Origin of the sequence: Streptomyces sp. NPDC048172 (assembly GCF_043202595.1) — a bacterium.
Taxonomy (GTDB): Bacteria; Actinomycetota; Actinomycetes; order Streptomycetales; family Streptomycetaceae; genus Streptomyces.
This window is the reverse complement of sequence record NZ_JBIDAT010000002.1, coordinates 231443-258163: the sequence shown is the minus strand read 5'-3', so window position 1 is coordinate 258163 and position 26721 is coordinate 231443. Positions and strand designations below refer to the sequence as shown.

The following is a 26721-nucleotide window of genomic DNA, read 5'->3' as shown; positions in this document are numbered from 1 at the left end:
GACGTCGAACTGGACGACGGACGGGGCGACGGACGGGACGTCAGTCCGGGGCGCCGTCCCCCGATTCCGATTCCGCTTCCGCGTCCGGCACGACCACCAGGCTGACGATGTGGCGCGTACGGCCGTCGCCCGGCGAGGTCCGGGCGCGGCTGGTCACCGCCTGCTCCAGGTCCGCGACCAGCTCCTTGAACTCCTCGTCCGTCAGCCACACCGAGCCCTGCCGGTAGAGGAGCCCGTCGTCGGCGGGTACGGCGTCGTCCCGGGAGAGGTAGCGCTCGAAGTCCCCCATCAGCGCGCCCGAGAACGCGGTGAACGCCCGCCGGTGGTCCTCGCGCGTCATCGACGTCCGCGCCTCCTCGCCGACGAGGGCACCGTCCTGGCGGATCCGGTAGCTGCGCTCGATCGCGCCGCGCACCTGCTTCTCGCTCACCACCTCCAGCACCTCGGCCTTGGTGAGGGCCGCGATGTGCCGGTACATCGTCGCGGGCGGGATGTCGGGGAGGCGCTCGCGGAGCTGCGCGGTGGTCAGCGGCTCGGAGCCGACCAGCGCCTGGAGGATCCGCAATCGGACGGGATGCAGGAGCAGGTTTGCGGTCGTCATGCGTCTATGGTCTCATGCTTGATAACGTTCTCGAAGTTGAGATTAATGAGTGTGGCGAGTTGGGGGGACGCGGACGTGCGGCGTGCGCAGGAGCAGGGCCAGGGGTACGGGCAGGGCCAGGGCCAGACGCGGGATGTCGAGATGACCGTCGTCGCCGACGACGCCGTCCCCCTCGCCGGGACCCTCACTCTCCCCGCGGGCCCCGGCCCCCACCCCGCCGTCGTCCTCCTGCACGGTTCCGGCCCGCTGGACCGTGAGGGCAACACCCCGAAGGTCCGCGTCGGCCTGGCCACGCCGCTGGCCGAGGCGCTGGCGGCCGAGGGCATCGCCACGCTCCGCTACGACCGGCGCGGCGTCGGCGGCACCCCCGGCGACTGGCGCGCGGCGGGCTTCGTCGGCAACCGCCTCGACGGAGCCGCCGCCGTACGTGCCCTCGCCGCGCGCCCCGACATCCGCGCGGACGCCGTCGCGGTCGTCGGCCACAGCGAGGGCGCGCTCCACGCGATGGCGCTCGGCGGGCGGCCGGACGTCGCGGCGGTGGTGCTGCTCGCGGGGTACGCGTGCCTCGGCGAGGACGCCCTCCGCTGGCAGGCCCGTTCGGTCCTCGCCGCCCTCCCCGCGCCCGTACGCCTGCTGCGGCCCGCCCTCCGCGCGTTCGGCAAGCGCCAGCTCCGCCGCTTCGCTGCCGGGACGGCGGACGTCTCGCGCGTCGCCGGGTTCCCGGTCAACGCCCGCTGGACACGCGAGATGCTCCGCCACGACACCCGTACCGACCTCGCCGCCCTCCGCGTCCCCGTACTCGCGCTCGCCGGGGACAAGGACCTCCAGATCGACCCCGCGCACCTGGACGAGATCCGCCGCCTGGTGCCCGGGGGCGGGGAGCAGGCCGAGGTCCACGAGATCAGGGACCTCACGCACGTACTCCGCCGCGACCCCGGCCGCCCCTCGATGGCCGCGTACCGCCGCCTGCTGCGCGAGCCGGTCGACCCCGAGGTGCTGACGCGGGTCACGGAGTGGCTCGTACGCCGACTCCCGTAACGGCGAACGGTGAACGGGGCGAGGGAGCCCCGACGACCACGCACTCTCCAAGCCGAGGAACGGACCCATGAACACCATGCACGCCACCACCGCCACCACCGCCACCACCGCCACCACCGCCACCACCACCACCACCGCCCACCAGTCCCGCTCCCGGAGCGGTCTCCTCCTCTTCATGGTCGTCAGCTTCGCCACGAGCTGGGCCGCCTGGGGGCTGGCGATGGGGCTCGACGGCTCGGCGACGGAGCCGCCCGCGATCGTTCCGTACGTGCTCGGCGCGTTCGGCCCGCTGATCGGCGCGCTCGTCGTCCGCGTACGGCGCCGCCGCCGCGGCGAACCCGTCCCCGAGCACGTCGTACGCTTCCGCCCCGCGACCCTGCTCTGGGCCCCGTTCCTGCTGGTGCTGGCGTCGGCGAGCGTGGTCGGCGCGGCGTTCCTGGGGCACGCGCTGGGCGGGCCCGGCGTGGATCTGTCGGAGGCCGACGGCCTGTTCGAGAAGGCGGGCGGCGCGGCGCCGTTCTTCGTGAGCATGCTGGTGACGGGCCCGCTGTCGGAGGAGGCGGGCTGGCGCGGCACCGCGTACCCGCGGATGCGCGCGTCGATGGGCCGCTTCACCGTCGGCCTCGTGCTGGGCGTCATCTGGTCGGTCTGGCACCTGCCGCTCTTCTTCATCGACGGCACCGTCCAGAACAAGCTCGGCATCGACACCCTCAGCGGCCTGCTCTTCGCCGCCAGCGTCATCCCGATGGCCATGCTCACCGGCTACGCCTACGAACGCGCGGGCGTCGCCGCCGCCATCGCCGTCCACTTCGCCGCCAACACGACGATGGTCCTGCTCGGCGTCGAGGAGCCGGTGACGCAGGGCGCAATCATGGGCGTCCAGGCCCTCCTGGCCCTCGCGCTCCTGGCGACCCAGCGCACGCGCACCCCGTACGCCGACCCGGCGGCGCGCCCCCTGGCGCACGCGGAGGCATAGGACCGCCCCCGGGCCTAGAGGAAATACAGGGCCTCGTCGCGGACGCCGGGATCGAGGTCGGGGTCGGCGGCCAGGATCCGCAGCCGCCGGGCGTGCTCATCAGCGAGCCCGGCGGCCGCCAACTCACCCGCGTAGGCGTGCACGTCACCCACGATCCGGTCGACGGTGCACCACGGCACCCCCTGCTCCCCCTGCACCCCCCGCTCCGCGGCACGCGCGAGGGCCCGGAGCACGATCCGCAGTCCGGCGACGTCGTTCCGCCGCAGCAGCGCCTCGGTCGTCGCCTGGGTGACACCGGTGTCGTACGGATCGAGCACCAACCGCTCCAGCACGGCCGGTACGTCCCCGTGCTCCACCCACCGGGCCAACTCCCGCCCGGCCGCCGCCCGCACCTCGTACGACGCGTCCTCCGCACCGCGCAGCGCACCCTCCATGGCGGCGCCGCTCACCTCTTCATCGCCCGGTACCGCTTGAGCAGCGCGGTGATCCGCTCGCTGTCACCAGCCCCGTTCAACTCGGCGAGCAGCTCGTCGGGGCACAGCTCGTACAGGTCCCCCCACCACCGCCGCCCCCGGTTGTCCCAGATCCGGTACCCACCCGGAACCCCGCGAGCCACATACCGCCGCCTGCTCACGTCTGCTCAACTCCCGCTCTCCTCGCCGACCACCGAGCCGCCGCTGTCCGCGGCGCCCGACTCGTCGGCCCGGTCGTCCTCGGGGGCGGGGAGCGAGGGGTCGCCCGTCTCGTCGGAACCGATGTGGTCGCTGTAGTCGAGACGGCCCCCGCCCTGGGGGATCACGACGGTCTCGCCGTTGTGCACGGCCCGTTCCACCAGACCGGCCAGTTCCTCTTCGCTCGCGTCGGGATGCTCCTGGGCGATGCGCCTGCCGACCTCGTTGTTGTGCAGGTCCATCGCCTCGCGCTCGGGCTGGTTGCCGGGCCTTGTCTCGTGCGTCGTCGCGTACTTCTCGGTCCACTCCGCGCCGTACTTCTTCGTCATGAGCGTGTTCCAGTAGGCGTGGCGGAACGCGTCGTTGTGGTTGTCGTTCCTGTCGCCGGGCGTGAATCGCGCGTCGGCGGCGTCGAACGCCTTGTCCTTGATGCCCTTGAAGTCCCGCAGCCCGTTGAGGCCCATCTCGTCGAGCATGTCCGCCTCGCGCACGGTGACGCTCTGCGCCGAGCCGAGGACCAACGCGCCCGCGTGCAGCACCCAGTTACGGGGGTATCCGACCACCCCGCCCGGGTCCGGGGCGACCTGGTACTCGCGGAGAATCCTGTCCAGGTCCTTCCGGGGGCCCGGGGGCGCGTACTCGACCTTGTCCGGGTTGAATCCGTGCGTTCCGGCCGCGCGGTCGTCCGGAGGTTCGACCGCGTCGACGAGGGTCCTCCGGATCGCGGCGTCCGCGTCGTTGACCGCCTCGACGGCCTTGTCGATACGGGACTGCCAGCCCGTGACCTCTTCGTCGAGGGCCGCCGCGTACGTGGGGTCGTGGCCCCGCGCCAGCCGCTCGCCCTCGTTCAGCCTGGTGGTGTCGAGCGTGACCCGGCCGTCGCCGTCCACGCTCATCTTGTCCTCCTCGGCGGCCTTCACCTTCCTGCCGAGGGCTCTCTTCCGCTCCACCAGGTCGTCGCACGCCCTGGTCAGCAGCGTGGCGAGGTGGCGGGCCTGGCGCCTGGCACGGCCGAACTCGTCCGAGGAGACCCGGGCCACCTCGTCGTACCGCACCTTCGCGATCCCCGCCCAGTAGCTGCGGGACAGCGCGCCGCGCACCTGCGCGTCGTAGTCGACCCGCAGCTCACCGAAGCGCTTGCCCGCCTTCCGGAACGCCGCCGCCGCGTCCTCCAGTTCGGTGACGTCCGCGGCCATGATCTCGCGGTACGAGAGTCTCATCGTCGTCGCAGTCGCCGTCAGGGGGAGGCGGCCGGGCGCAGGCCGGTGGGCCCGTTGCCGGGAAGCGTGGGCTGGTAGGGATCCGGGCCCGTGCCGGGGGCGAACGAGTTGTGCACGAGTCCGTCCCGCGACTGGAAGAGCACCTTCGCGCCGCGGAGCGCGTCGCGTTCGCCCTGGAGCCGGTGTTCGAGGTTGCGGACCTGCTTGCCCCACTTCCGCAGCACGTGTTCGACGCCCTGCCAGGACTCCCAGTCCTGCAAGGTGCCGCCGGGCTGGGCGCGCTCGCTGCCGAGCATCCCCTTCTCCGGCCCGTCGGACGGCTCACCGGCCATACGGCCGGCGCCGCGCACGTGCGGCAGCAGCTTCTCATCGATGTACTCCGCCGAGGCCCGCTTCGCCACGGGGTCCGTGGCCAGCCGGTCGGCTCCCCCGGGCCCTGTGCCCCCGCCGCCCGCGGGAGGCGCGGAGTTGAGCTGCGTCCCCGCCGCTTCCTGCTCCGCCCGGGCCCGCGAGACCAGCGCACCCCACTCCGCCTTGAACGAGTCCAACGTCATCCCCTAGCGCGCTGATCGTGACGTGGGCATGGTATCCCCGTGCCGGGCGCTGGCAGGTGAGTACGCTGAGCGCGCGAGCGGAGGGGAGGGGGAAGGCGATGACGCGGGCGGAGACACGGCGAACACCGCATCGCTTGCGGAGACTTACGCTGGCCGCCGCGCTGTGGTTCCTCCCGGCGGTGCTGCTCCTCGCCGGAGTCGCCCTGGCGCTGACCGACGTCCAGGCGAACGAGGACCCCGCCGACCCCACGGCCACGGTCGCGGAGCAGTGCGGATCGGTCCTCTTCCCCCTCCCGGACGACGGGGCCGCCGACCGGCACACCCGTATCTGCGAGCCCGCCCGGAGTGCCCACCTGACCCGGACGGTGCTGTTCCTGGCGGCCGGAACGGCCACCGCGGCGCTCGCCACGGCCGTGCACGTACGCCGAGGCCGCCGCGCACTCTGAGGGCGCTGCCCTCGCCCCCCCCCGCGAAGTAGTCGAAGAGCGGGGCCTGTCGGCCCGGCCGCCCGTGATCGTTCACGAAGACCTTCCGTCGTCGACCAGCATGATCCTCTTGCCTAATCTCTGCGTACATGCAGATAATGCGTATGCATAGTCACTGCTCTACGGCAGTAACTGCGCAAACGCAGTCACCGTGTCTGTGTCGCCACCGAACGGAGAGCCCTCGCCATGAACCGCAAGATCGTCAAGCGCGTCGCCCTCGCCTCCACGCTCGTCCTCGCCCTCGGCGCTACCGGCGCCTACCTCTATCTCGACGCCACCTCCGACGTCCGGCGCGTCGGTGCCGATGACTGCCGCGAGGTGATCCCGGCCGACGCCGACCGCGGCGACGGCAAGGCCGTCTGCGCCACCCTCGACGCCCTCGCCGCCGCCTGGGAGCGCGGCGACGCGGAGGCGTACGGCCGCCAGTTCACCAAGAACGGCACCTACACCACCTACATCGGCAGCCACTACGAGGGCCGCGCCGACATCACCGCGAGCCACCGCGAGCTCTTCAAGGGCTTCCTCAAGGACAGCAAGCTCGCCGCCAAATACCTCGACATGCGCTTCCTGACGAAGGACGTCGCCGTCCTCACCAGTCGCGGCGCCGATTACACCGGCGACAAGCCCGACGCGGACGAACTCACGAAGGTGACGACCTTCACCCTGGCCCGCGACACCGACGACGCCTGGCGGATCGCCGCGTTCCACAACACCGAGCGCAGCAACGTCATGGAGCGCTTCTCCTTCCTCTGGTCCCCCGAGACGGCCCCGAAAGCTGAGAAGTGACACTAGCCAGGATCGTCACTAAGTGACAGTATGGCGCTCAGCGACAGACGTTGAGGGGTTCGGCGCCTTCGGGTTCCGGTCCTGTCACTCGGGAGGAGTCGAGAAGGATGCAGAACGCCACTGCGCGCCACGGGATGTTCGACGATCTGGCCGATCCGGCGGAGCTGACGGACGAGGGAAGCGGACTGAACGAGCCGCTGGAGCTGTCGTCGAAGCCCCGGCGCCGCCGCCGCCCGGCCGCGCCCTACGCGGCGGCACAGGCGGATCAGCCGCACCGGACCGGCCGGGCCGGCCAGGCCGCGGGGAAAGCGAAGAAGCCGACCATGCTGGAGCAGGCCGGCGGCACCAAGGGGCTGATGTACTCCACGGCGCCCGTCATCGCGTTCGTGGTGGCCAACAACCTTCGCGGGCTGAAGTTCGCGATCATCGCCGCGTTCGCCCTCGCGCTGGGGATCGCGGTGGACCGGCTGCGCCGCAAGGAGTCCCTCCAGCCCGCGCTGGGCGGCGTGTTCGGCGTCGCGGTGGCGGCCGGGATCTCCTGGTACACCGGCTCGGCCAAGGACTACTTCCTGATCGGCATCTGGGCCAGCCTCGGCGGCGCGGTCGTCTTCCTCGCCTCGGTGGCCGTGCGCTGGCCGCTGGCGGGCCTGATCTGGAACTCCGCCACGGGCAAGGGCAACGCCTGGCGCGCGGACAAGCGCTCGCGCTTCTACTACGACATCGCCACCGTCACCCTGGCCGTCATCTTCGCCACCCGCTTCGCGGTCCAGCAGTACCTCTACAGCACCGACCAGGTCGGCGAGCTGGGCTTCGCGAAGATCGCCATGGGCTACCCGCTGCTCGGTGCCGGCCTCCTGGTGGTGGCCTGGGCGGCCCGCACCTCCGACAAGCGCCTCAAGCGGCTGGGCCTGCGGCCCGCCAAGCCCTGAGCCCCTTCCCCCGCGGGGCGGTCAGTGGTCGTCCGGCGTGTCCTGGAGGTCTTGGGCGAGGAGCTCGGCCGTGAGTTCCATGCAGCGCGTGCGGGCGGGGGAGAAGTCGTAGGGCATTTTGGTGACCGCTTCGAGGACGCCCGGCCGGGCGTCCTCTTCGCCCGTCAGATCGGCGTCGTAGATCTCGAAGAGCTTCTCCTCGGCCGCGTCCAGCCCGTCCGCCTCGGTGGCCCGCAGCAGGGCCTTGTGGTGGGCGTAGTGCCGCGCGGCGAGTTCGTCGACTCGCGGGTCATGGGGATCGACGCCGTCGTCGAGGGCGGCGTCGGCCGCGTCGAGACGGTCCGCCTCGGCCCGGAGGTCGGGGTGGGTGGCCAGCGCGATGAAGGTGCTGGCCTGGACGGCGGCTCCCAACGGCCCGAAGATCCGCTCCGTGACCAGCAGGGTGTCCAGGTCGGCGGCGCGCAGCGCGCCCGGCGACAGCTGGCTGAGCCGGTCCGTCACGAGCGAGGAGAGCAGCCCTTGCGGGCTGCCCACGGCCCGCAGGCGCTGAACCGCTGCGCGCCGCCGCTTGATCTCGGCCTCCTGGGCGGCCAGGGCGTCCTCCACCCGGCCCAGGCTCTCCTCGATGTCCCGGGCTCCGTCGAACGCGGACCGTATGTCATCCAGGCCGATACCGGCCTCCGCCATCTTCCGGATCCACAGCAGGCGGATCATGTCGTCGTACCCGTAGCGGCGGCGCCCGTCCCCGCCTCGCTCGGGCTCCGGCAGCAGACCGATCTGGTGGTAGTGGCGGATGGCGCGCGGGGTGGTACCGGCGAAGGCGGCGGCATCACCGATCTTGACCTGGCGGGGAGGCGTGGCGAAGGGGTGCGTCACGGAGCGGCCCTTTCTTGCGGTGGTGCCCCGACGACACCACATGCCGCTACGGCACCTGCAACAGCCCTCACACGCCGAAGGGCCGCCCCTCCACGAGGGACGGCCCTTCGACATGTGTGGGAGAGGAGGTGTCGTCAGTGGCTGCTGCTCTCAGGGCTGCCCTCCGCGATCAGCCCGAGCCCGCTCCACCGCGACCCCCGATCACCCCACCCTCTCAGTGGTCGTTGAGCCACCTGTAGGTGTAGGACGAGCCGCCGCCGTTGCCGTCGAGGTTGAAGTAGGCGTTGTTGCCCTCCATCAGGTTGTACCTGTTGCCGTGGCTGGCCCTGTGCGACTTGCAGGTGCCGGCGCCCGTGTTGACGGTCATCGTGTAGCCGACGTCGCCGGGGCTGTTCTCGTAGACGTTGACCTCTGCCGCCTGCCCGTTCTTCGAGGTGTCGCACACCTTGACGATGTCCCCGCGCTCCTCGAAGTAGACGCGCGCGCCCTGGTACGACTTGGCGTGGTCCCAGCTGAAGGCGGAGGCGCTCCCGGCATTGAGCGCGAGGGCGGCACCGGCGAGCATGAGGGTGCCTATGACGGTGCGGGTCTTGCGAAGCTTCATGTCACGTCTCTCTTGTCGAGGATCGGATTCCGGTTCGTGCGGGACGCTATCCCGATACGAGTGGTGAGTACATGGATCCGGGACCTGGTGACAGAGCTGAGACAAGCGGGACGGCACAGTCACGTTTGGCCATCGCACTGCGAGCTACGGGCTCGCACGCCGGCCAGCCGGTGGCCCACCCCCGACCTAGCATCCTGTGCATGTCCACAGTGATCACGACCATTGCGTTGGCATTCGCCGGATATGCCGCGACATATCTCAACGGGCTTCGCCTGGCTGAGAGGCAGGCACGGCTGACCAGGGTGAACTCTCAGCTGAGCGACTTCTACGGCCCTCTGTTCGCACTGATGCAGACGAACGGCCGTGCCTACGACGCCTTCGCTGAGAAGTACGCCCGCCCCGACGGCCGTGACCCCTTCCGGCACGAGACCCCTCCCACTGAGCGAGAACTCGCAGAGTGGCGGCTGTGGGCCACCACGGTGTTTCTCCCGAACATTCAGGCGATGCGCGACGTGGTGGTCAATCAGGCAGACCTCCTTGTCGAAGAAGAGATGCCACCGGTGCTGCTTCAGCTCTGCGCACACGTCGCCGGCTACGAAGTCACAGCGGTCCGCTGGGCGGAGGCCCAGCATGAAGAGCACCTGTCGCTCATCCCGTTCCCGGGCAGAGAGCTGAAGCAGTACACACGCGACCAGTTCATACGCCTGAAGCGTGAGCAAACGAAGCTGCTAGGGCGCAGCAGGAGCTGACCAAAGCTGACTCGGCCATGCCCACGTGTCCACAAGCTGGGCCATCCCGTGTGGGCCTCGGCCATCTGTCGCAGAACGAGGATTGCCTGATCGTCGAGCCCGTAGGCAGCGAATTCCGTGTCGTCGATCCAGTCGGCTCCGCCCCAGCCGTGCTTGGAGCTCGCCGAGATCGAAGGAGCCGCGGGCGTGACGCCGACCGAACTCTCCGAGTTCACTCCAGACCGGCGCGCACGACACCGGCGATGTTCTCCATACGATCCGGGCTCTCGGTCGCGACATCGAGGTCACATCGACGAGCAAGCGACGGTGCAGATCGGTGAGGTTCACGCAGCGGCCTGGGCGTTGTGAGCCAACTCGTCGAAGGCGCTCTCGCCTCAATCGTGGAGCGGGCGACGGGATCGACGAGCCCGAGAAGGCGAGCAACGACGACTGACAGCTCTGCTACCTCCCAGACTGAGCGCTGCGTCACAGGCCAGCACGGGGAGCCCGATGATCTCCAGCGGTCGGGCGGGGCCGAACCCGCAACCAATGGATCAAAAGTCCCCGCTCGATCATGACGCACGCTCCCGCGAGGTACCCGGCCATCCGGCCTCCCCTGTTCAGCAGGGCAGCAGGGCAGCAGCGTGCCCGCGAGCAACGCGACGGGGGGCGCTGGCCGCGCTCACAGCGACGCCGATCGCTTCAGGGGGTGGCGCCGGGAAGGGCCGTTTCGCGGCGGAGGGCTCGGAGGGTTTCGCGCTCGCGCTCGATGTCGCGCTGCTTCGCCGCGAGCCGCTCCGCCTGCTCGGCGAACAGCCGCTCCATCTCGCCGTTGCGCTCCTCAAGCGGAGCGTCCAGGCAGGGCAGCACCTGGTCGATGGTGCCGCTGCCCAGGCCCGCCGCGAACAGGTGCTGGATCATCACCACGCGGTCCACCATCGACGGGTCGAAGTCCCGCCATCCGCCCGAGGTGCGCTCGGAGCGGATCAGGCCGTGCTCCTCGTAGTACCGGAGCGAACGGCTGCTCACCCCGGTCGCCTCCGCCAACTCACCTATCCGCATGGCTCCTCCTGGCCGCCGCCCGTCGAGTGACCCGGCGCCGTCGGCGTTGCACCTGACACCGGTGTGAAGACCGAAGGTACAGGCACGGCGCACACCGGGTGCGCCGGAGGAAACCGGAGGCGAACATGGCGGCAGAGATCCACATCTGGTCCGACTACGTCTGCCCGTTCTGCCTGATCGCCGACGAGCTGATCGAACGGGCCGTGACGGACCGGCCGGACGTCGAAGTGGTGCACCACCCCCACGAACTGCGCCCGTTCCCCACGCCCACCCTGCGCCCGGAGGACCCGTACCTGCCCGAGATCTGGAACCGTGCCGTCTACCCGATGGCCCGGCACCACCGGATCCCGATGCGGCTGCCCAGCATCTCCCCGCAGCCGTACACCGAACTCGCCTTCCGAGGCGCCCAGTACGCCCAGGAGCACGGCCGTGGCCACGCCTACCACCAGCGCCTGATGGCGGCCTTCTTCCGGGAGGACCTCGACATCGGGGACCGGGCAGTCCTGGCACGCCTGGCCGAGGAGGCCGGCCTGGACCCGGCCGGTTACACCCAGGCCCTGGACGACGAGTGGTACGCCGAGCGGCACCGGGAGGCCCTGGCCGAGTCGGCACGGCAGAAGATCACCGTCGTACCGACCCTCGTGATCGGCGAGCGGCGCATCGAAGGCGTGGCCACCGAGGGAGTCATCCGCCGCGCCCTGGAAGACGTGGCCGTGTCATGAGCGAACCCACCCGTGCCCCATGGGACCTGATGACCAAGGCCGTGGAGCTCTGCATCCACCATGTCGACTCCGGTGGGCCCCCCTTCGTCGGGCAACTGCTCCACTCCGACGGCCAGGTCTCCGCACCCGGCGTGAATCTCGTCCTGGAGACCGGCGATCCCACCGCCCACGCCGAGATCACCGCGATCCGGCAGGCCCTGCGCGAGCACGGACCCGCCGGGGTCCGGGGCGCCGTACTCCTGGCGACCGGTGAACCCTGCGGCATGTGCTACCGCTTCGCCGCCGCCCACGGCATCGCCGAGGTCCACTACGCGGTGGACCGCGACACGGCCGCCGCGTGGGGCTTCGACTACCGGCCCGGATACCGGCCCGGATACCCGAGCGGCGGGACCGAGCCGCTTCCCCTGGAGCGGGATGCCCGCCATCTGCCCGTGAGCCGGGCGCTGGTGCCCTTCACCCGCTACCGCACCCTGCACCACCCCGCGTCCATCTGACGCTTCTGAACCACCACATGAACCACTCCGTGAACCACACATCCGGAAGGAACCCGTCATGCACTGGCTCTACCTCGCCATCGCCGTCGTCTTCGAGGTCGCCGTGGCTATCTCCGCGGGCAAGGCCCAGGGCTTCACCCGCCTCGGCTGGTCGATCGCCACGCTGGTCAGCGGCGGCATCGCCACCTACGTCCTGAGCCTGGCGCTGATCACCTTCGAGGTCGGGGTCGGCTACGCGATCTGGACCTCCGCCGCCGGCGTCGGGATCGCCTTCCTGGGAGCCCTCTTCTTCGGCCAGCGTCTCGACTGGCGCAAGCTCCTCGGGATCGCCGCCGTCATCGCCGGCGTCGTCGGACTCCAGCTCACCGGCACAGCCTGATCCCCACCACGGCCCACCCTGCTCCGTCACACACTCGCCCGAGAGGAACCCCATGCCCACCGCCACCGCAGCCATCACCACCACCGCAGCCACCGCCGACCCAAGCCCCGCCGCCGCGACCGGCAAGCGCACCCGGGCCTGGCTGGTCCTCCTGCTCGCCGGAATCTTCGAAGTCGGCTACGCCCTCGCCGTGGGCGGCAGCCAGGGATTCACCATCCTGCCCTGGTCGATCGTCGCGGTGGTGTTCTTCCTGCTCACCCTGCTGGCCCTGAGCATCTCCCTGCGCACCATCGACGTCGGCATCGGCTACGCGGTGTGGGCCGGGATCGGTGCCGTCGGAGCCGCCCTGCTCGGCCCGGTCTTCTTCCCCGAGACCCTCACCCTGGGCAAGGCCGCCTGGCTCACGCTGATCATCGGCGGCGTCGTCTGGCTGAAGCTCTCCGACCGGCCCACCGCGGAATCCACCGAGCGGTAGAGCGCAGTGGGACCCCGATGCCGGCACGGCGCGGAAGACCTTCCCGTACGAGCCACACCCAAGACCCGGCCCTCACCCCAGGGACCGGGTCGTCCCCTGTATGGAGGGGCGGGACAGGGAAGAGCCATGCGTTCCCCAAGGGAACATTGCTGGCCCGGCCGCACAGCGGCCTCGCCCATGCCCACCGCCCAGGGCCTGTTGGATCGTTGAATGGGCGGACCCTTCAACCGTTAGAGGAGCACCCATCCGACCCGACGACGCTGTCTCCCTCGAAATCCCCACCGCCACCTGACGAGTGGAGTTCCCGCCCCTGCTCGGAAGCCTCACCCACCCGTCTGCTGGCAGCTGATGATCTACTTCGGCGCCTACGGTCCGATGCGACCGGAGGAACAGATGGCCCCGACGGTCTGCTGTTCGTCGGCGAGAGGGGAGCCCCCTTCCGGCGGAGCACGTTCGGCCGCAAGTGGCGCAGTGCCCGTGCGGCGGTCGGCCTCCCGGACGACTTCCGCCACACCGGCCACACCCTGTCCACCCAGTCGGGCGCCACCCTCAAGGACACGATGGTCCGCGCCGGCCAGTCCTCCGAGAAAGCGGCGCTGATCTACCAGCACTCGGACGATGAGCGGCAGCAGGAGGTCGCAGAGGGCCTTGACGCCCGTGTGACCGCGGCTCGCCGCCAGGCCGCGAAGAAGTCCCCGCGCTCTGACTGCCGGTGCTGACCGGTGTTGACCGCTGATTACCGGCTGTTCTGGTGCGCATCTGGCGCGAGCGAGTGCGTCTACCGGAATCCAAGGTTTGCGCTTGTGTGTAACCCGATGACACGGGCTGTGAGCAGCGGCAGAATGTGCCGTGCTCGGTAAAACGCGACTCCCTGCATCCGATGCCCCGCTGTGGGCTTGACATGAGGGAGTCCCGCCATGGAGCCGATTTCGCTGCTGCTGATCATGATCATCCTCATGATCGTTCGCGACAGGTAACCGGTCGAGAAGCCGAGTGCCGAGGGCCCCTCCGGGGGTCCTCGGTCTTGGCTGCTGCTACCGAGTCGCGCTTGATTTCATGAGGACTAAATGCGGTGTGTAGCGACGTTGACGCCTGCTCTCTGCGCTCCGATATCGTCCACTGCGGCGTCACCAACTGACAGGGCAAAGCGTGGAAGCCCGAACCTCAGCGATCTGTCGGGTCGTTCTGGCAGTGTGCTCCGGTATGGGCGACAACGTTGGAACGAAGATCACTGAAACCCTGACCGCGACATGCGCCGGATGCGGTCGGCTCGTGGATTTCCCGCCGGGCAAGCTGAACGATGAAGGTACGAAGGAACTCCGGGAGTGCCCCGCCTGCGACTTGGTGTGGGCCGCAAAGGCTTGGTACTGGACTGCCCCAGAAGACAACGAGCGGCCTGATATGTAGAGGTCGGTGGGACGGCTTTGGGCAGTGTCCTGCCCGGTCTCGCCAGCGGATCGAGCAGCTCTGGTCTGCCCGCGTTCGTGCCCGATTGGCCCCCTGGCCTTGTCCGACGCGGGACCTGGACCCGGAGGGCTAAAGCCGTGGAGCCGACCGCCCCAGCCGCGACGTGCCTCTTCTTCGGCCTCAAGTGGCCGCTCCCTGCTGTCGCGCGCGGGCCGCCTTGAAGCCGTACGGAAAGTTGTTACGTGGCGATCGAGCCTGCAGGTCAGGGTGGAGGAACCGGCCTTGGGGTCTGGGCGTCACGTCAGCGCTGGTGTGGCGCGGTTCGGTATGCGTGGCTGTTGGGGAGCTGGGTGTCGGCGTCGAGGATTCGCTCCGGCTGCCTGTCCCCGCTGCGCTTCCAGATCCGCCCGTCCGCGTCGGTGAAGGCGATGTCTATCGCCAGGTCGTGGGTATCTGGGCCTGGCGAAACCTGGTCGCGAAGGTCCTGGGTATCAATAGTGGCCGTCACGGTTTGGCCAGGGGCGACCACTTGCCACCCGTACTGCTGGCGTTCGTCACGAGGTCGGAACTGGTGCTCCTGACTCCCCGACTGTCTGGTGACGGTGACCTGAGCGCCCAGCAGCTCCAGGTTGAGGACCGGGCTGGTGCCGAAGTTGCTTATCCGCGCCTGCGAGAGATCGTGCCCGAGCGTTGCGACGACGGTGCGTGCCTTCTCCTTCTCCCGGTCAGCTTGCTCCAGCCGCTGCTCAGCTTCGCTCCGGCGGTGGCGTCGAGCATCGAGCGTGGCAATAGTTACGGCCACGATCGCCGCAGCGCATGTGCCGACCGCGCCCAGGGCGTTCCAGACGTCTGTCATCACGCGATCCTCCCGCGGGGAGGACCATCGGTCTGCGGCATTCCGTCGGTTGTGCGGCGTAATGCGGGACGCCTTCGGTGACGAAGCGGAGCGCTGACCGGATCCGGCACACCGCCTGGTGAGGGCTGTCCGCTTCGCACGCTCACGGAGGCGCGGTTCGCGCCCCCTCCTGTCAGCCGCCACTGGGACGGCACACGTCCTGAGGGAGCTGGCTTCCTCTACGTCGAAGGCGCAAGTCTCAAGTCGCCTTAGAAGGAACCGAAGGGATACCCGTCGCTCCCCCCCACCTGGAGCCATCGGGCCGGGCTTCTGGTGCGATGTGGCGCGGAGACGGGATGGGTGGCTGCGGCTTGCGGCTTCAAGCCTGATCACCTTGGTCATGACCACCTGTCTGAGTCTTCCTGCTGTCCCCTCCACCTAGTTCATGAAAGAAGCCGGGTACCCCAAGAACAATGGCTGGAATGGCCAGAATCCACCACCAAAAATGGGCCCCTCCCTGCAGGGCTGCCCAAGTGCCAAGGATGATTCCACCGCCGCCAAGAACTACCCCAAGCCCTATGCCCACCTTGTCGCGTGAAAGCGAGTCTTCAAGTGCGCAGGTTGCGGCGTATTTGCGAGCCGTGGAAACAATCTGTGCTGCGAGAATATCGTTGGCTCCAGCCTCTTTGGGCAGTGACTGAAGTGACTCAAGCGACTGAAGAGCTTCGGCTTCCGCGGTTAGCCGTGCTAGATACCTCTGCGAACTGGACTGGCTGCGTTCGCGAGCTGCGAAGAATCCTGCCAACAAGGCAACGATTAATGGCGAGAAGGCTGTTACGGCCTGACTGAGCGAGGTCATCGAGTCACTCCCATCTATGTGAGGACCCGAATCAGCGTAGCGAATGCTGCGGCCGAGAGGCCGGTGGAACGGCTTCGGCGGTGGCCTGTCCGGTCTGAGGTCGGAGATGGCAGGGACTCCAAGCTGCGCCAGCCGATCGGCTGACTCTGACCTGTCCTTTGTAGCGCCTATCGGACTCCTGAACGGACCCGACTCGGACGGCATGGAGTCCCTGGGAATACTGGCCTGGGGGGCCAGTGGGGGTGGCTATCAGTCTTCGTCCGGATCCTCTAATTCCTGAAGTCGTTCCGCGATGTCATCGGCCCATGTCTGTGCCCACTGCCGCAGCGCAAGGATTGCTCGGTCGTCGAGCCCATAGGCAGCGAATTCCAGGTCGTCGATCCAATCGGCTCCGCCCAGTCGGGCTTGCAGCTCGCTCAGATCGAAGGAGTCGCGGGCATGGCGTCGGCCGAGCTCTTCGAGTTCGATGTGGCTCCAGCGGTCCGCAGCGGCCTGTACGTCGATCAGGTCCCTGGCGAGTCCGCGGTCGGCCAGTGCGCGGACCTTTGTGCCAACGACGTCCTGGAGGGACAGGACCAGACCGTGCTCAGTGCGTACGGGGGGCCGCCAGAGTGCTTCCTTGAGGATGTCGACTTCGCACTCTTCATGGCTGGTGGGGTCGGTCACGATCAGGCGCGCGGACAGTGGGTCTGTCTCCAGAGCCCTCACCCGCCATCCCCGTTGCTCCAGGCCGGAGCGGACGACACTGGCGATGTCCTCCATGCGGTCCGGGTTCTCGGTCGCGACATCGAGGTCCTGGCTGAGCCGATTGACCAATCCGTGCGCTTGGACCGCGTAGCCACCAGCGAGTGCCAGAGGGTAGGGGCCACCCACAGCGAGCACGTCGGCGAGCAAGCGACGATGCAGATCGGTGAGGTTCACGCGGCGGCCTGGTCGCTGCGGGCCAGCTCTTCGAAGGAGCTCTCCCAGACCTCGCGGACATCGCGGCTGACCAGCGTGCGGAGAACGGGCCACAGATCTACGAGGTGGTCGCGATTGAGGTAATGGACCAGATCGTCGTGCAGCCCCTCGGCCAGGACGATTCGGTAGTAGCTCATCCGCAGCCGGGGCTGATCGAGATCGAACGTGGTCAACCCCGACCAGGCCAGATGGAGCGGCAGGCACACTGTGCCGTGCTCGGGGCCGTCAAGCTCGGAGAGGGCGGCGGGCAAGCGTCGCGCGAACCTGGCACGACGGAGCTCGGAAGCACTGGGCTGTGATGCCATGCGTCGATTATCCAGGAAGAGGTCGCGACGAGCCCTCGGTTCGGAGGCACGCGCGGTTGCGGATGGAGAACATGGACCGGCCTGACCGGTCACACTCGACCTCGACGTCCCCTGTTTCATGGCGCTGGCCACGACCGCTATTTGGCATGGATCTGGCACGCGAGGGGGAGCCACTCCGCACAACACTAAGGCCCAGGTCTCTGACCTGGGCCTTAACTATGGAGCGGGCGACGGGAATCGAACCCGCGCTCTGAGCTTGGGAAGCTCATGTTCTACCATTAAACTACGCCCGCGAGGAGCCGGAGAAAGGGTGGCTCTTCGCCGGATACTGTACCCCATGCCGGACCCCCGCCGCACAGGTGAGGGGTCCTTTTTCGTGGGTTGTGGGTGGGGTGAAGGGGTGGTGGGGGAGCATCGGGGGAAGGGAGTTGGAGCGTACGGTGGTGGGCGGAGTGCCGGACGTGGGGGAGTTGGATTGATCCCCTAATGTGGCATTTGTGGTTGCGCCGGTGAGCCCGTTCCCGTTCCCGTCGCGCGACCGTGCCGTCACCACGTCCACGTACGTACAGGGGAGAGGGAAGCGATGGAGTCCACCGTCGTTCGGTGTGCCGAAGGGCACGTGTTCAGCACCTCGACGTTCCCGATGCAGAATCTGGGGGTGGGGCGCATCGGCCCGGGACGGCTGTTGCGCTGTCCCCGCTGCGGGCGGCTGCGGCACGCGGTTCCCGTGGCGGAGCAGAAGCGCTGAGTGAGGGCCCGGGACACGGGTCGGAGACACGGGCCGAGACACAGGCCACTCGGGGCCGGTCCGATTGGGCCGGCCCCGTGTCGTGCGCGTAGTCTCGGCCCGTGCTTCTCTCTGACAAGGACATCCGGGCCGAGATCGACGCCGGACGGGTGCGGGTCGATCCCTACGATCCGGCCATGGTGCAGCCGTCCAGCATCGACGTACGGCTCGACCGGTACTTCCGGGTGTTCGAGAATCACCGGTACCCCCACATCGACCCCGCGGTCGAGCAGCTCGACCTCACGCGGCTGATCGAGACCGAGGGGGACGAGCCCTTCATCCTCCACCCCGGTGAGTTCGTGCTCGCCTCGACGTACGAGGTCGTGAGCCTGCCCGAGGACGTGGCCTCGCGCCTGGAGGGCAAGAGCTCGCTGGGGCGGCTCGGGCTGCTGACGCACTCCACGGCCGGGTTCATCGACCCCGGCTTCTCGGGCCACGTGACGCTCGAACTGTCGAACGTCGCGACGCTCCCGATAAAGCTGTGGCCGGGGATGAAGATCGGCCAGCTGTGCATGTTCCGGCTGACGTCGCCCGCCGAGTATCCGTACGGCTCGGCCCGGTACGGATCTCGTTACCAGGGGCAGCGCGGGCCCACCCCCTCGCGCTCGTTCCTGAACTTCCATCGGACCCAGGTGTGAGAACAGAAAGAACGGCTGGAAGAGCATGAGCGACGGTACCCGTGAGAATCTGACGTACTCCCTCTTCGGGACGGCCATCCGCGAGCTGGCGCAGCGCGTCGCCGATGACGGGTACGAGCCCGACATCGTGCTGTCCATCGCGCGCGGCGGACTCTTCGTCGCGGGCGGCCTCGGGTACGCGCTCGACGTGAAGAACCTCCACGTCATGAACGTGGAGTTCTACACCGGCGTCGGCGAGACCCTCGACATGCCGGTCATGCTCCCGCCGGTGCCGAACGTCGTCGACCTGAGCCGCAAGAAGGTGCTCATCGCCGACGACGTCGCGGACACCGGCAAGACGCTCAAGCTCGTGCAGGACTTCTGCGCCGAGCACGTCGCGGAGGCGCGCAGCGCCGTCATCTACGAGAAGTCGCACTCGCTCGTGAAGTGCGACTACGTCTGGAAGCGGACGGACCAGTGGATCAACTTCCCCTGGTCCGTCGAGCCTCCCGTGGTACGGCGCGAGGGGCAGGTCCTCGACGCCTGACGCCTGACTCCTGAGGCCTCAGGCGTGTTCGCACATCTTGTCGGACACCGCCGCCGGGTTGCCGTCGGCGCTGCCGAACGCTCCGGCGTTGTCCTTGAACTTCCTGTGCAGGTCGCTGTCGGGGGCGACCTCGACCAGGCCGCCGCCCTCGTCGGACCATGAGGGGTAGTCGGCCTGGCGGTACTCCAGGTCGGTGTAGGCCGAGAGGACGTCCTTGAGCCCTTCCTTCTGGTCGTTGAACATCGCGTGGCTGCCGAAGCCGACGAAGATCCGCGGGTACTCGCGGCCCAGGCCCGCGCTGCCGCGGTCCCCGTTCCAGCTCTCGGCGTCGTCCCAGTCGGCGCTGCGGTGCTCGCCGTGCTTGCTCATGAGGAGCTTGGAGCGGGTCCAGTCGTCGCCGTTCCTGTTCCAGACCACGTCCACGTGTTCGAAGTCGTGGGGGTGGCCGGAGGGCTCGAAGCCGCTGGTGGCCTGGTAGATCGAGTAGCTGACGCGGATCTCGTCCGGGTCGCACTTCCGGACCGTGTAGAAGGTCGGGAAGTCCTCGCCGTGCGGCGCGCAGCCGCCGTCCGAGTCCGGCCAGTTCTTCACGTCGCCGCCCGGCTTCGGATTGCCGTCCCCGTCGAACGGGTCCTCCGGCCAGCACGGGTCGTTGGAGTTGGCCCGGGCGAAGTTCCACTCGGGCGCCGAGGCCCGCGCGAAGTCCTGGAGCGTGGCGGGGCCCTCCTTGAGCGGCTCGTTGGCCGCGCTGATCCCGCTGAACGAGCCGACGGTGAGCCCCAGCGCCATCGCCGCCACCGTTGCGGTGCGGCGGATGGAGCGGCTCGGGATGCGCTGTGACATGGCTGCTCTCCCTCGTCCTGCCGGTTGCCAGTTGCCAGTTGCCGGTTGCCGGTTGCCGTTTACCGGTCGCATACGCTCCTGCAACCGCCGATCCGTGGCAAGGAGCGTTCTCCTGTACGACCTCGCATTACGGGCAACTCGGCTTCCGTCGAAGCCCGTTGACCTCTCCGCCCCGTCCGTGGATGTGAGACGAGGGGACAGGTCGGTGCACGTTGGCAAAGCAGCGCTTCCCTGCCTCCGCCCGCTCGGCCACCCCTCGTGCCCGAGTGCGACCGAGTGGGCCGGAGGATCAGTTCTCGGCCAGGAAGCGCGTCAGCGCGTCCCCCAGCGCCGCGGGGTTCTCCTCCGGGACCCAGTGCGCCGTCCCCGGTACGCGCAGCGCCGTGACGTCCGTCGCGACCTCCCGCATCATCTCGGCGATGACCTCGCCCGTCGTGCTCGTCATGCCGCCGACCGCCAGCACCGGAACCGTCAGCTTGCCGTTCCGTTCCAGCGCCGCCCGGTTGTCCGCCGCGTCCTGGTCGAAGGCGCGGTAGAGCTCGAACCCGGCGCGCATCGCGCCCGGGGCCGAGTAGGCGCTGACGTACGCGTCGAAGTCCTCCTGCGGGATCGCGGCGGGGTCGGCGGAGCGGGCGTTGAAGAAGGCCTGGAGGTAGGGGCGTTCGCGGCCCGCGACGAGGAGTTCCGCGAGGTCGCGGGCGCCGGGGCTGCCCTGGAAGGCGAAGTGCCAGACGCGCGGGTCGGTGCGGACGAGGTCGAAGACGTCCGTGCCGGGGAGCGGCGCGTCGACGGTGACCAGGTGGGAGACCTCGTCGCGGTACGCCTGCGCGTAGGCGTACGCGACCATCAGGCCGATGTCGTGTCCGACGACGGCGACGCGGCCCTCGGTCCCGAGGTGGTCGCGGAGGAGGCGGTGGATGTCGGAGGCCATCGTCCGCTTGTCGTAGCCGCCCGCCGGGCGCCAGGAGTCGCCCGCGCCGCGGTGGTCGGGCGCCACGACGCGGAATCCGGCCTCCACCAGCGCCGGGATCACGCGGCGCCACTCGCGCCACGTCTGCGGGAAGCCGTGCAGCAGGACGGCCGTACGGGGCCCCGTCCCCGCCGTCACGTAGTGGAGCCGCAGGCCCGGTTCGATGTCGGCCATGCCGTGGGTGAGGTCCAGGGGGTCCGGGGCGGGAGGAGAGGAGGTCATGGGGAAACCGTGCCGTACGCGCTGTCTGTGACAAACCCCGCGCGAGAGCTTCCCTTCTCTCCTACCTACGGGTAAGTACCGCTGGTAACAACAGTTGCCAGGCAGAGGGGGGACACCTCATGGCACGTGTGAGACCCGCGGTGGCGGTGACGGCGGCTCTGGTGATGGCGTTCGGGGGCGCGGGGGTGGCGGCCGCACAGCCGGACGCGCCGACCGACGGCAAGGCGCAGGCGCGGGCACAGGCGCAGGCCCAGGCCGCAGCCGCCAAGCCCCTGCCGCCCGAGCTGGAGAAGATCCGGGCGGCCGAGGCCCAGAAGCTGTACGGGAGCCCGGCCGAACGCCCGGTGGCCGAGCGGAAGTCCTCGCTGATCTCGCTGGGCGACAGCGAGATATCGGGCGAGGGCGTCGGCACGTACGAGCCGGGCACGAACGGACCGGACAACTGGTGCCACCGTTCGCCCGACTCCGCCGTGCACCGTACGGGCATCCAGGCGGACGTCACGTACAACGTGGCCTGCTCGGGCGCGAGCACGGAGAACGTACGGATCGGCGGCACCAAGCAGTACGCCGACGAGCTGGTGCAGAGCGACAGCCTCGCGATCAAGGCGCGGAACACGAAGCTGAAGCAGGTCGTGCTGGTCGTCGGGGCCAACGACGATCTCCAGTTCGGGCCCGTGATGACGGACTGCGTGACCCGCTTCCTCACCCTCCAGGGCCCGTGCCAGCCCAAGTACGAGCCGGGCTGGCAGGGCCGGGTCGACGGCCTCGTGCCCAAGGTCGAGCGGACCGTGGGCGACCTCAAGTCCGTGATGCGGGACGCGGGTTACGCGGACGGCGACTACCAGCTCGTCGTCATGGGCTACCCGAGCCCGATCGGCCCGGACTTCAAGGACAACCCCAAGTTCCCCGGCAAGCTGATCGGCGGCTGCGTCGGGCACACCAGCGACTCCGCCTGGGGCCGCAACGCCGCCGTGCCCGCCTTCGAGAAGGGCATGCGCAAGGCCGCCGAGGCCTCCGGCGCGACCTACCTCGACGCCTCGCGCCTCTTCCACGGTCATGAGGTGTGCATGGAGAACGCCTTCGCGCGCGGCCTCTACGTGGACGTCTCCAACCCCTTCCCGCCGGACGCGAACTCCGTACGCCAGTCCTTCCACCCCAATGAGCGCGGCCACGGCGCCTTCGCCGAGTGCTTCACGAAGATCTACGAGGCGGGGCGGGCGAACGGCGCGCGCGAGGCCTCCTGCGCCGACCCGGACGGCGCGGGCAAGCCGAAGCTGTACGGGCTGGCCTGGGACGACGTGTTCAAGCCACTGAAGAACGCGGGCACGGGCTCCTGCCTGGACGCGGACGGCGGCGGCAGCGCCGTCGGCACGGACGTGCGCGGCTGGGGCTGCAAGGACCAGCGCAACCAGACGTGGTGGCACGACGCGAGCGGCGGCCAGGCGCTCTACACCGGGCTCACCCACGACCGCTGCGTGCAGCCCGAGGGCGGCGTCAAGAACGGCGCCGGTCTGGAGCTGGGCAACTGCGCGGGCGGCGAGACGCAGCGCTTCGTGAGGGACGGGCAGACGCTCCGGCCCGCCTCCGCGAAGGACCTGTGCGTGACGCTCACGGGCGCCGAGGCGCGGGCGCGCCTCGCGACCTGCGACGGCTCGCCGTCCCAGCGTTTCGCCTGAGAACATTCGATCCCCGTACGGCCTGTCGGACGCCCTCCGTCCGACAGGCCGTACGGCCATTCCCGGCTCCATTCCGGCCCCTTTCCCGCCCCCTTCCGGGCTAACGCGCCGCGTGAGGCACGCGAGGGCGTCGAACGGGCATCCGCCGCTGGTGACACGGCAGTTCGGCCCCCGGAGGCCAAGCCTCCGTTCACTCCGATGCCGCATCCGTTCACTCGCTTGCCACGTCGGCGGGCAGGCCGTCAGTCGTTGACGAGATGTGAACGTAGCGGAAGAAACCCACGTGTTCTGCTGGCCACCGGCCGCGCCCGTCGAGGGCGAGGCCGGTACGCGGGGTGCCCGACGCCCGGAATCCGGCGCTCTGTTGGACGACTTCCTGTCCGAAATGGCCGGGGTGGAGGCCGAGTTCCACCGCGCGTGGACGGCTCGGAGCGACGAGGGCCGTCTCGCGTGAACGAACGCATGGCGCAGGCCGACCAGTTCCGCAGCCCCTGGGCCCCGCCGCCCACCGTGCAGGTCGGGAACTGGGACCTGGAGCACGAGCTGGCGCAGATCCTCCACGACGCGGCCGCCCGTGAAGAGACGATTCCGCAGGACCCGGTCCCGGCCGATCCCGCGTACGACCGGCCGTACGACCCCACGTACGACCGGCCGTACGACGGCACGTACGAGGCCCCGTACGACCCGGCCTACGATCCGGCGTTCGCCCACGCGTTCGACCGGTCCTACGATCCGCCGGGCTCCCCCGTCACGGAGCCCGGATCCGGACTGTCCGGACCCCTGGGCGAGCGCGAGGCGGGGGCCGGGACCACGCCGCACCGCCGGGTGCGCGGCCCGGGGAACCACCGGCGGGTACGGCGCCGGATCACGGTCGCGATGGTGCGTACGTCGCTCTCGTTCGCGGCGACGGGCGCCCTGCTGGTGATCTTCGTGACCGTGAGCCTGCTGAGCGGGATGGTCACCACGGGCCCGCTGCGGCGGCTCGTGGAGCCGGTCGTCGGGGACTTCTCCGGCCTGTGGCCGCTGCTGATCCAGGGGCCGTGGGTGGCGGCCGTGCTCTCGATCCTGCGGACCCGGACGGTGCGGGGGAGCCACGCGCTGGTCGCCTGGTCGGTGCTGATCGTCTTCTCGGCGGTGACCGTCGCGCTCTACGTCACCCAGGTGCCCCGGAACCCGGTCGGCGTCATCATCGGCATGCTGCCCCCGGTCGCCGCGCTGGCCTGCCTCAAGCTGCTCACCCCGCATCTGGTCCCGGTGAGCGCCCGGCACGCGGGGACGGCCACGAAAACGGCCCCGCGGAAGCGGGGCCGTAAGAGCTGACGGGGGCGGGCGCCCGGCGCGCGGACGCGCGGGCACCCGGCGCGTCAGAGGGTGCCGAGCTTGATCAGGGCGAGCAGCGCGAGCAGCTGGATGGCCGAGGCGCCCAGGGCCTTGGGCCAGGGCAGGTCGTGCGAGCGGCTCACCATCGAGGTGAAGAGATAACCGGCGGCGATCCAGGTCAGCCAGCCGACGATCTGCACCAGCGGCGCCGTGCCGCCCATGAACATCGCGAAGAGCAGCCGCGGCGCGTCCGTCAGCGACATGATCAGCATCGCGAGGCCGACGGTCGGCGCCCACGCCCCGTCGCCGCCGAACTGCCGGGCCAGCGTGTGGGTGACGGTGCCCAGGATCAGCCCCGCGATCACGACGGCGATGCCGGTCGTGATGACGTACGGGATCGCGCTGGAGATCGTCGTGTTGATGACGTCCTCGCGGGCCTGGTCGAGGCCGAAGACGGCGAGCAGCCCGTAGAGGAACGTGACGATGAGCGCGGGCCCCCAGACGGGGTAGTCGCGCATCTGCCAGAAGGTGTCGCTGGGGCGCGTGACGATGCCGCGCAGCAGGTCCTTCCAGTGCAGCCGGGGGCCGGCGGGCGGCGCGGGCGCGTTCCCCGCGGCGTAGACGCCACCGTCCGCGTAGTACCCGTCGGGACCCGGGCCCTGGTCGGGGCCGTAGGGGTCGGGGACGCTGAAGGACTGGGTGTGCCCCGGATTGTTGGCGTACGGATCGGGCCCTGGGGCTCCGAAGTACTCGGGCTCGCCGGGGGCGCCCTGGTTCCCGTAGCCACCCTGGTGGCCGCCCGTTGGGCCGTACGGGGGTCTGCCGCCCTGGCCGTGCCCGTACGCCCCCGGGCCGCCGGGGCCCTGCGGGGGCTGCGGCCAGCCCTGGCCCGGCGCGGGTCCGGGACCGGGCCCGGGTCCGCGCCCCGGCGCCTGCTGCGGGGGCTGCGATGGATACTGCCCTTGCTGCTGCGCGCCCCGGGAACCCCGGCCGCGTCCGCTCCTGAAACCTGCCACGTAATCGAACGTACCGCGTCGCGCCGACCTGGGTGCCACAGCGGGGTGAACTGGCCGGACATCGCTGCTGACCTGTGACATCCCCTAGGGGGACCCGGTGGTGCGGGCACCACCACGGGGTGGAGCCAGCACCACCCCAGGGCCTCACCGGGTGTGTTCAGCCGCCGGGGAGCTTCACCGCGAGCGTGACGAGGGAGCCGGAGCCGCACGACTTGTCGGCCGCGGCGATGGTCAGCCGGTCGGTGACGAGCCGGGCGAGCCAGAGCCCGCGGCCGGTCGTCGCGCCGTCGAGACCGGGCAGCAGCTCGGGGATGACGTCGGCGGAGAAGCCGGGGCCCGAGTCGGTGACCTGGCACTCCAGCTCGTCGCCGATGTGGCGGAGCAGGAGCTGGCCGCGGCCGCCCGCGTGCTCGACCGCGTTGGTGGCGACGGCGTCGACGGCGACCACGAACTCCCCTCTCCGCGGCTCGCCGAGCCCGGCCCAGGCCGCGCAGGTCTCGACCTCGATCCTGACCCGTGGCAGATCCCTGAGGGTGAAGCGGAGACGGCAGAGCAGCTCGGGAGTCAGCATCCGTTTCCCTCCTCGACGAGGGTCAGCGAACGGACGGCGTCGGAGCCGAGCCGACGCAGTGTGCGCGCCTGGACGGGGGTGCAGCGGACGGTCGTACGGCTCGTGGCGCCGCGGCCGTGCGCGGTGGTGCCCGCGGCCGCGCTCAGCCGCAGCAGCTCGGCGGCGCAGCCCGCGCTGAGGAAGTGCAGGGTGCGCAGGTCGATCAGGAGCGGGCGGCCGGGCTCGGCGCGGCCGTACGCCGCGCGCAGGGCCGCCGTGAAGTCGTGGTGGGTGGCGATGTCTGCTTCGCCCACGAGGCGTACGGCCGTCCCGCCGCTGGTCCCGGTCCCGTTCCCGTCGGACGCGGGGACCGCGTGCAGGGAGCCGACCGTGCCGAGGAGGTTGACCGGGTGCGCCTGCTGCATCGCGTGCAGCACGTCGGAGCTGAACGTCCGGTCGTCGTAGGCGCAGACCTCGCTGTAGCGGCCTCCCTCGAAGAGGTGGCCGGAGCTGCGCTCGCGCCGCATCACGTCGCGGACGTCGGTACCGAGGTCATGGACCCATGCCATGTCGATGTACGCGCGCATGGCCGAATATCCCTGCCGTACGGCGTGTTCCGACTCCTCGGTGATGCGGTCCCACTGGCGTGCCGCCGTGAACACCTGGTCCGGGGCGATGAGCGCGCGCATGGTGCTCAGCGCGAGCTGTCCGCGCTCCCACGCCTGGGTGAGCGCGGGGGTCCCGGCGCCGATCCGCCGCAGCAGCTCGTCCCCGGTGATCCGGGGGTGCAGGAAGAGCAGCACCTTCTCGCTGAGCGCGAGGCCCTGGCGGACGAAGGCGCCGACGACGTCCCACTGGGTCGACTCGCTGTCGTAGGCGGTGAACGCGTGCTGGCCGGGGCGTATGCGCTGCACGGGGAGGGTCCGGGCGTCCGGGGCCACGGCCGCCGGGCGGCCGGGCACGTCCGTCCTGCCGGGTGCCTCGCGGTCCGACACCTCGCGTCGCCTCCTCGCGTCGCCGGGCGCGTCTGAGCGCGCTCCCACACTGGCGCTGACGCGCCCGCGCGCCTCCTCCGCTCCGCCGCTTAGGAGGCTAGGACGGGGACTGGTCGATGGGTATACCGCGACGAAGGATTGGCTCGTGTGGTGCATCAACTGATCGCATTTGACCATGCCTTGCGAGAAAAGCCACAACGACCGGCTCCGCA

At 70.0% G+C, this 26721-nt stretch carries 32 protein-coding genes, 1 tRNA gene and 1 pseudogene; 16 read left to right on the top strand and 18 right to left on the bottom strand.

Annotated elements, in window-relative coordinates; all coding sequences use genetic code 11:
• Positions 1 to 40: 40 nt before the first annotated feature.
• Positions 41 to 601: a helix-turn-helix domain-containing protein gene (locus ACGF3A_RS09710; protein ID WP_393727676.1), complete on the bottom strand. Its 561-nt coding sequence runs from the start codon at positions 599 to 601 to the stop codon at positions 41 to 43.
• A gap of 141 nt (positions 602 to 742) precedes the next feature.
• On the opposite strand from ACGF3A_RS09710, the gene ACGF3A_RS09705 reads away from it, so the two are divergent.
• On the top strand, positions 743 to 1639 hold the full coding sequence (locus tag ACGF3A_RS09705) for an alpha/beta hydrolase family protein (protein ID WP_393729060.1): 897 nt from the start codon (positions 743 to 745) through the stop codon (positions 1637 to 1639).
• Positions 1640 to 1706: 67 nt separating this feature from the next.
• Positions 1707 to 2615: a CPBP family intramembrane glutamic endopeptidase gene (locus ACGF3A_RS09700; protein ID WP_393727674.1), complete on the top strand. Its 909-nt coding sequence runs from the start codon at positions 1707 to 1709 to the stop codon at positions 2613 to 2615.
• Between the two features lie 14 nt (positions 2616 to 2629).
• Here ACGF3A_RS09700 and ACGF3A_RS09695 read toward each other — a convergent pair whose 3' ends face one another.
• From ACGF3A_RS09695 to ACGF3A_RS09680, 4 genes are read right to left on the bottom strand one after another with little or no spacing between them, the layout of a single operon-like run.
• Positions 2630 to 3064, bottom strand: a complete 435-nt coding sequence (locus ACGF3A_RS09695) for a hypothetical protein (protein WP_393727672.1) — start codon at positions 3062 to 3064, stop codon at positions 2630 to 2632.
• The gene (locus ACGF3A_RS09690) at positions 3061 to 3249 is read right to left on the bottom strand and encodes a hypothetical protein (RefSeq protein ID WP_393727670.1); all 189 of its coding nucleotides are present in this window, start codon (positions 3247 to 3249) and stop codon (positions 3061 to 3063) included. The genes ACGF3A_RS09695 and ACGF3A_RS09690 overlap by 4 nt, the downstream gene beginning before the upstream one ends.
• 6 nt (positions 3250 to 3255) lie before the next feature.
• Entirely contained in the window at positions 3256 to 4506 is a 1251-nt protein-coding gene (locus tag ACGF3A_RS09685; RefSeq protein ID WP_393727668.1) for a DUF6973 domain-containing protein, read from the bottom strand.
• A 17-nt stretch (positions 4507 to 4523) separates the two neighbouring features.
• Positions 4524 to 5060 (bottom strand): hypothetical protein, encoded by a 537-nt coding sequence (locus tag ACGF3A_RS09680; protein ID WP_393727666.1) that lies wholly within the window; start codon positions 5058 to 5060, stop codon positions 4524 to 4526.
• A 134-nt stretch (positions 5061 to 5194) separates the two neighbouring features.
• On the opposite strand from ACGF3A_RS09680, the gene ACGF3A_RS09675 reads away from it, so the two are divergent.
• The 3 genes from ACGF3A_RS09675 (at position 5195) to ACGF3A_RS09665 (ending at position 7260) form a co-directional block, all read left to right on the top strand.
• Positions 5195 to 5506, top strand: coding sequence for a hypothetical protein (locus tag ACGF3A_RS09675; protein ID WP_393727664.1), 312 nt, complete (start codon positions 5195 to 5197; stop codon positions 5504 to 5506).
• Between the two features lie 225 nt (positions 5507 to 5731).
• A complete protein-coding gene (locus tag ACGF3A_RS09670) occupies positions 5732 to 6331 on the top strand; it encodes an SgcJ/EcaC family oxidoreductase (protein WP_393727662.1) in 600 nt (199 codons plus the stop codon).
• Positions 6332 to 6438: 107 nt separating this feature from the next.
• A complete protein-coding gene (locus tag ACGF3A_RS09665) occupies positions 6439 to 7260 on the top strand; it encodes a DUF3159 domain-containing protein (RefSeq protein WP_393727660.1) in 822 nt (273 codons plus the stop codon).
• A 21-nt stretch (positions 7261 to 7281) separates the two neighbouring features.
• Here the strand turns inward: ACGF3A_RS09665 and ACGF3A_RS09660 are convergent, their stop codons facing one another.
• The gene (locus ACGF3A_RS09660) at positions 7282 to 8136 is read right to left on the bottom strand and encodes a MerR family transcriptional regulator (RefSeq protein WP_393727658.1); all 855 of its coding nucleotides are present in this window, start codon (positions 8134 to 8136) and stop codon (positions 7282 to 7284) included.
• 214 nt (positions 8137 to 8350) lie between these two features.
• The gene (locus tag ACGF3A_RS09655; RefSeq protein WP_393727656.1) at positions 8351 to 8740 is read right to left on the bottom strand and encodes a hypothetical protein; all 390 of its coding nucleotides are present in this window, start codon (positions 8738 to 8740) and stop codon (positions 8351 to 8353) included.
• A gap of 200 nt (positions 8741 to 8940) precedes the next feature.
• Here ACGF3A_RS09655 and ACGF3A_RS09650 point away from each other — a divergent pair, with 200 nt between their 5' ends.
• A complete protein-coding gene (locus ACGF3A_RS09650; RefSeq protein ID WP_393727654.1) occupies positions 8941 to 9489 on the top strand; it encodes a hypothetical protein in 549 nt (182 codons plus the stop codon).
• Between the two features lie 681 nt (positions 9490 to 10170).
• Here ACGF3A_RS09650 and ACGF3A_RS09645 read toward each other — a convergent pair.
• Positions 10171 to 10530 carry a MerR family transcriptional regulator gene (locus ACGF3A_RS09645; RefSeq protein WP_393727652.1) on the bottom strand — a complete coding sequence of 120 codons (360 nt, stop codon included), beginning with the start codon at positions 10528 to 10530 and terminating at the stop codon, positions 10171 to 10173.
• Between the two features lie 125 nt (positions 10531 to 10655).
• Between ACGF3A_RS09645 and ACGF3A_RS09640 the strand changes: the two genes are divergently transcribed.
• From ACGF3A_RS09640 to ACGF3A_RS09620, 5 genes and pseudogenes are all read left to right on the top strand, one after another.
• The gene (locus ACGF3A_RS09640; RefSeq protein ID WP_393727651.1) at positions 10656 to 11252 is read left to right on the top strand and encodes a DsbA family protein; all 597 of its coding nucleotides are present in this window, start codon (positions 10656 to 10658) and stop codon (positions 11250 to 11252) included.
• Positions 11249 to 11746, top strand: a complete 498-nt coding sequence (locus ACGF3A_RS09635; protein ID WP_393727649.1) for a nucleoside deaminase — start codon at positions 11249 to 11251, stop codon at positions 11744 to 11746. Before ACGF3A_RS09640 ends, ACGF3A_RS09635 begins: the two co-directional genes overlap by 4 nt.
• Positions 11747 to 11804: 58 nt before the next feature.
• Positions 11805 to 12125 (top strand): DMT family transporter, encoded by a 321-nt coding sequence (locus ACGF3A_RS09630; RefSeq protein ID WP_393727647.1) that lies wholly within the window; start codon positions 11805 to 11807, stop codon positions 12123 to 12125.
• A 52-nt stretch (positions 12126 to 12177) separates the two neighbouring features.
• Positions 12178 to 12600: a DMT family transporter gene (locus tag ACGF3A_RS09625; protein ID WP_393727645.1), complete on the top strand. Its 423-nt coding sequence runs from the start codon at positions 12178 to 12180 to the stop codon at positions 12598 to 12600.
• Positions 12601 to 12995: 395 nt separating this feature from the next.
• Positions 12996 to 13319: pseudogene (locus tag ACGF3A_RS09620) on the top strand (site-specific integrase); the annotation flags it as partial.
• Between the two features lie 989 nt (positions 13320 to 14308).
• Here ACGF3A_RS09620 and ACGF3A_RS09615 read toward each other — a convergent pair.
• The 5 genes from ACGF3A_RS09615 to ACGF3A_RS09595 form a co-directional block, all read right to left on the bottom strand.
• Positions 14309 to 14863, bottom strand: a complete 555-nt coding sequence (locus ACGF3A_RS09615) for a hypothetical protein (RefSeq protein WP_393727643.1) — start codon at positions 14861 to 14863, stop codon at positions 14309 to 14311.
• Between the two features lie 358 nt (positions 14864 to 15221).
• Positions 15222 to 15701, bottom strand: coding sequence for a hypothetical protein (locus ACGF3A_RS09610; RefSeq protein WP_393727641.1), 480 nt, complete (start codon positions 15699 to 15701; stop codon positions 15222 to 15224).
• Between the two features lie 249 nt (positions 15702 to 15950).
• On the bottom strand, positions 15951 to 16622 hold the full coding sequence (locus tag ACGF3A_RS09605; RefSeq protein ID WP_393727639.1) for a nucleotidyl transferase AbiEii/AbiGii toxin family protein: 672 nt from the start codon (positions 16620 to 16622) through the stop codon (positions 15951 to 15953).
• A complete protein-coding gene (locus ACGF3A_RS09600; protein ID WP_393727637.1) occupies positions 16619 to 16966 on the bottom strand; it encodes a transcriptional regulator in 348 nt (115 codons plus the stop codon). The genes ACGF3A_RS09605 and ACGF3A_RS09600 overlap by 4 nt, the downstream gene beginning before the upstream one ends.
• 219 nt (positions 16967 to 17185) lie before the next feature.
• A tRNA-Gly gene (locus tag ACGF3A_RS09595) sits at positions 17186 to 17259 on the bottom strand.
• 556 nt (positions 17260 to 17815) lie between these two features.
• Between ACGF3A_RS09595 and dcd the strand changes: the two genes are divergently transcribed.
• Positions 17816 to 18391: a dCTP deaminase gene (gene dcd, locus ACGF3A_RS09590; RefSeq protein WP_393727635.1), complete on the top strand. Its 576-nt coding sequence runs from the start codon at positions 17816 to 17818 to the stop codon at positions 18389 to 18391.
• Between the two features lie 25 nt (positions 18392 to 18416).
• Positions 18417 to 18917 carry a phosphoribosyltransferase gene (locus ACGF3A_RS09585; protein ID WP_393727633.1) on the top strand — a complete coding sequence of 167 codons (501 nt, stop codon included), beginning with the start codon at positions 18417 to 18419 and terminating at the stop codon, positions 18915 to 18917.
• 18 nt (positions 18918 to 18935) lie between these two features.
• On the opposite strand, the gene ACGF3A_RS09580 is transcribed toward ACGF3A_RS09585, so the two are convergent.
• A complete protein-coding gene (locus ACGF3A_RS09580; protein ID WP_393727631.1) occupies positions 18936 to 19760 on the bottom strand; it encodes a hypothetical protein in 825 nt (274 codons plus the stop codon).
• Between the two features lie 289 nt (positions 19761 to 20049).
• Positions 20050 to 20952, bottom strand: a complete 903-nt coding sequence (locus ACGF3A_RS09575) for an alpha/beta fold hydrolase (RefSeq protein WP_393727629.1) — start codon at positions 20950 to 20952, stop codon at positions 20050 to 20052.
• 119 nt (positions 20953 to 21071) lie between these two features.
• On the opposite strand from ACGF3A_RS09575, the gene ACGF3A_RS09570 reads away from it, so the two are divergent.
• From ACGF3A_RS09570 to ACGF3A_RS09560, 3 genes are all read left to right on the top strand, one after another.
• The gene (locus tag ACGF3A_RS09570; protein WP_393727627.1) at positions 21072 to 22628 is read left to right on the top strand and encodes a ricin-type beta-trefoil lectin domain protein; all 1557 of its coding nucleotides are present in this window, start codon (positions 21072 to 21074) and stop codon (positions 22626 to 22628) included.
• 283 nt (positions 22629 to 22911) lie between these two features.
• Positions 22912 to 23082: a hypothetical protein gene (locus tag ACGF3A_RS09565; RefSeq protein ID WP_393727626.1), complete on the top strand. Its 171-nt coding sequence runs from the start codon at positions 22912 to 22914 to the stop codon at positions 23080 to 23082.
• Positions 23079 to 23948: a hypothetical protein gene (locus ACGF3A_RS09560; protein WP_393727624.1), complete on the top strand. Its 870-nt coding sequence runs from the start codon at positions 23079 to 23081 to the stop codon at positions 23946 to 23948. Before ACGF3A_RS09565 ends, ACGF3A_RS09560 begins: the two co-directional genes overlap by 4 nt.
• A gap of 44 nt (positions 23949 to 23992) precedes the next feature.
• Here ACGF3A_RS09560 and ACGF3A_RS09555 read toward each other — a convergent pair whose 3' ends face one another.
• From ACGF3A_RS09555 to ACGF3A_RS09545, 3 genes are all read right to left on the bottom strand, one after another.
• A complete protein-coding gene (locus tag ACGF3A_RS09555) occupies positions 23993 to 24964 on the bottom strand; it encodes a Yip1 family protein (RefSeq protein WP_393727623.1) in 972 nt (323 codons plus the stop codon).
• 157 nt (positions 24965 to 25121) lie between these two features.
• Entirely contained in the window at positions 25122 to 25535 is a 414-nt protein-coding gene (locus ACGF3A_RS09550) for an ATP-binding protein (RefSeq protein WP_393727621.1), read from the bottom strand.
• Entirely contained in the window at positions 25529 to 26509 is a 981-nt protein-coding gene (locus tag ACGF3A_RS09545; RefSeq protein WP_393727619.1) for an MEDS domain-containing protein, read from the bottom strand. Before ACGF3A_RS09545 ends, ACGF3A_RS09550 begins: the two co-directional genes overlap by 7 nt.
• Between the last annotated feature and the right edge of the window lie 212 nt (positions 26510 to 26721).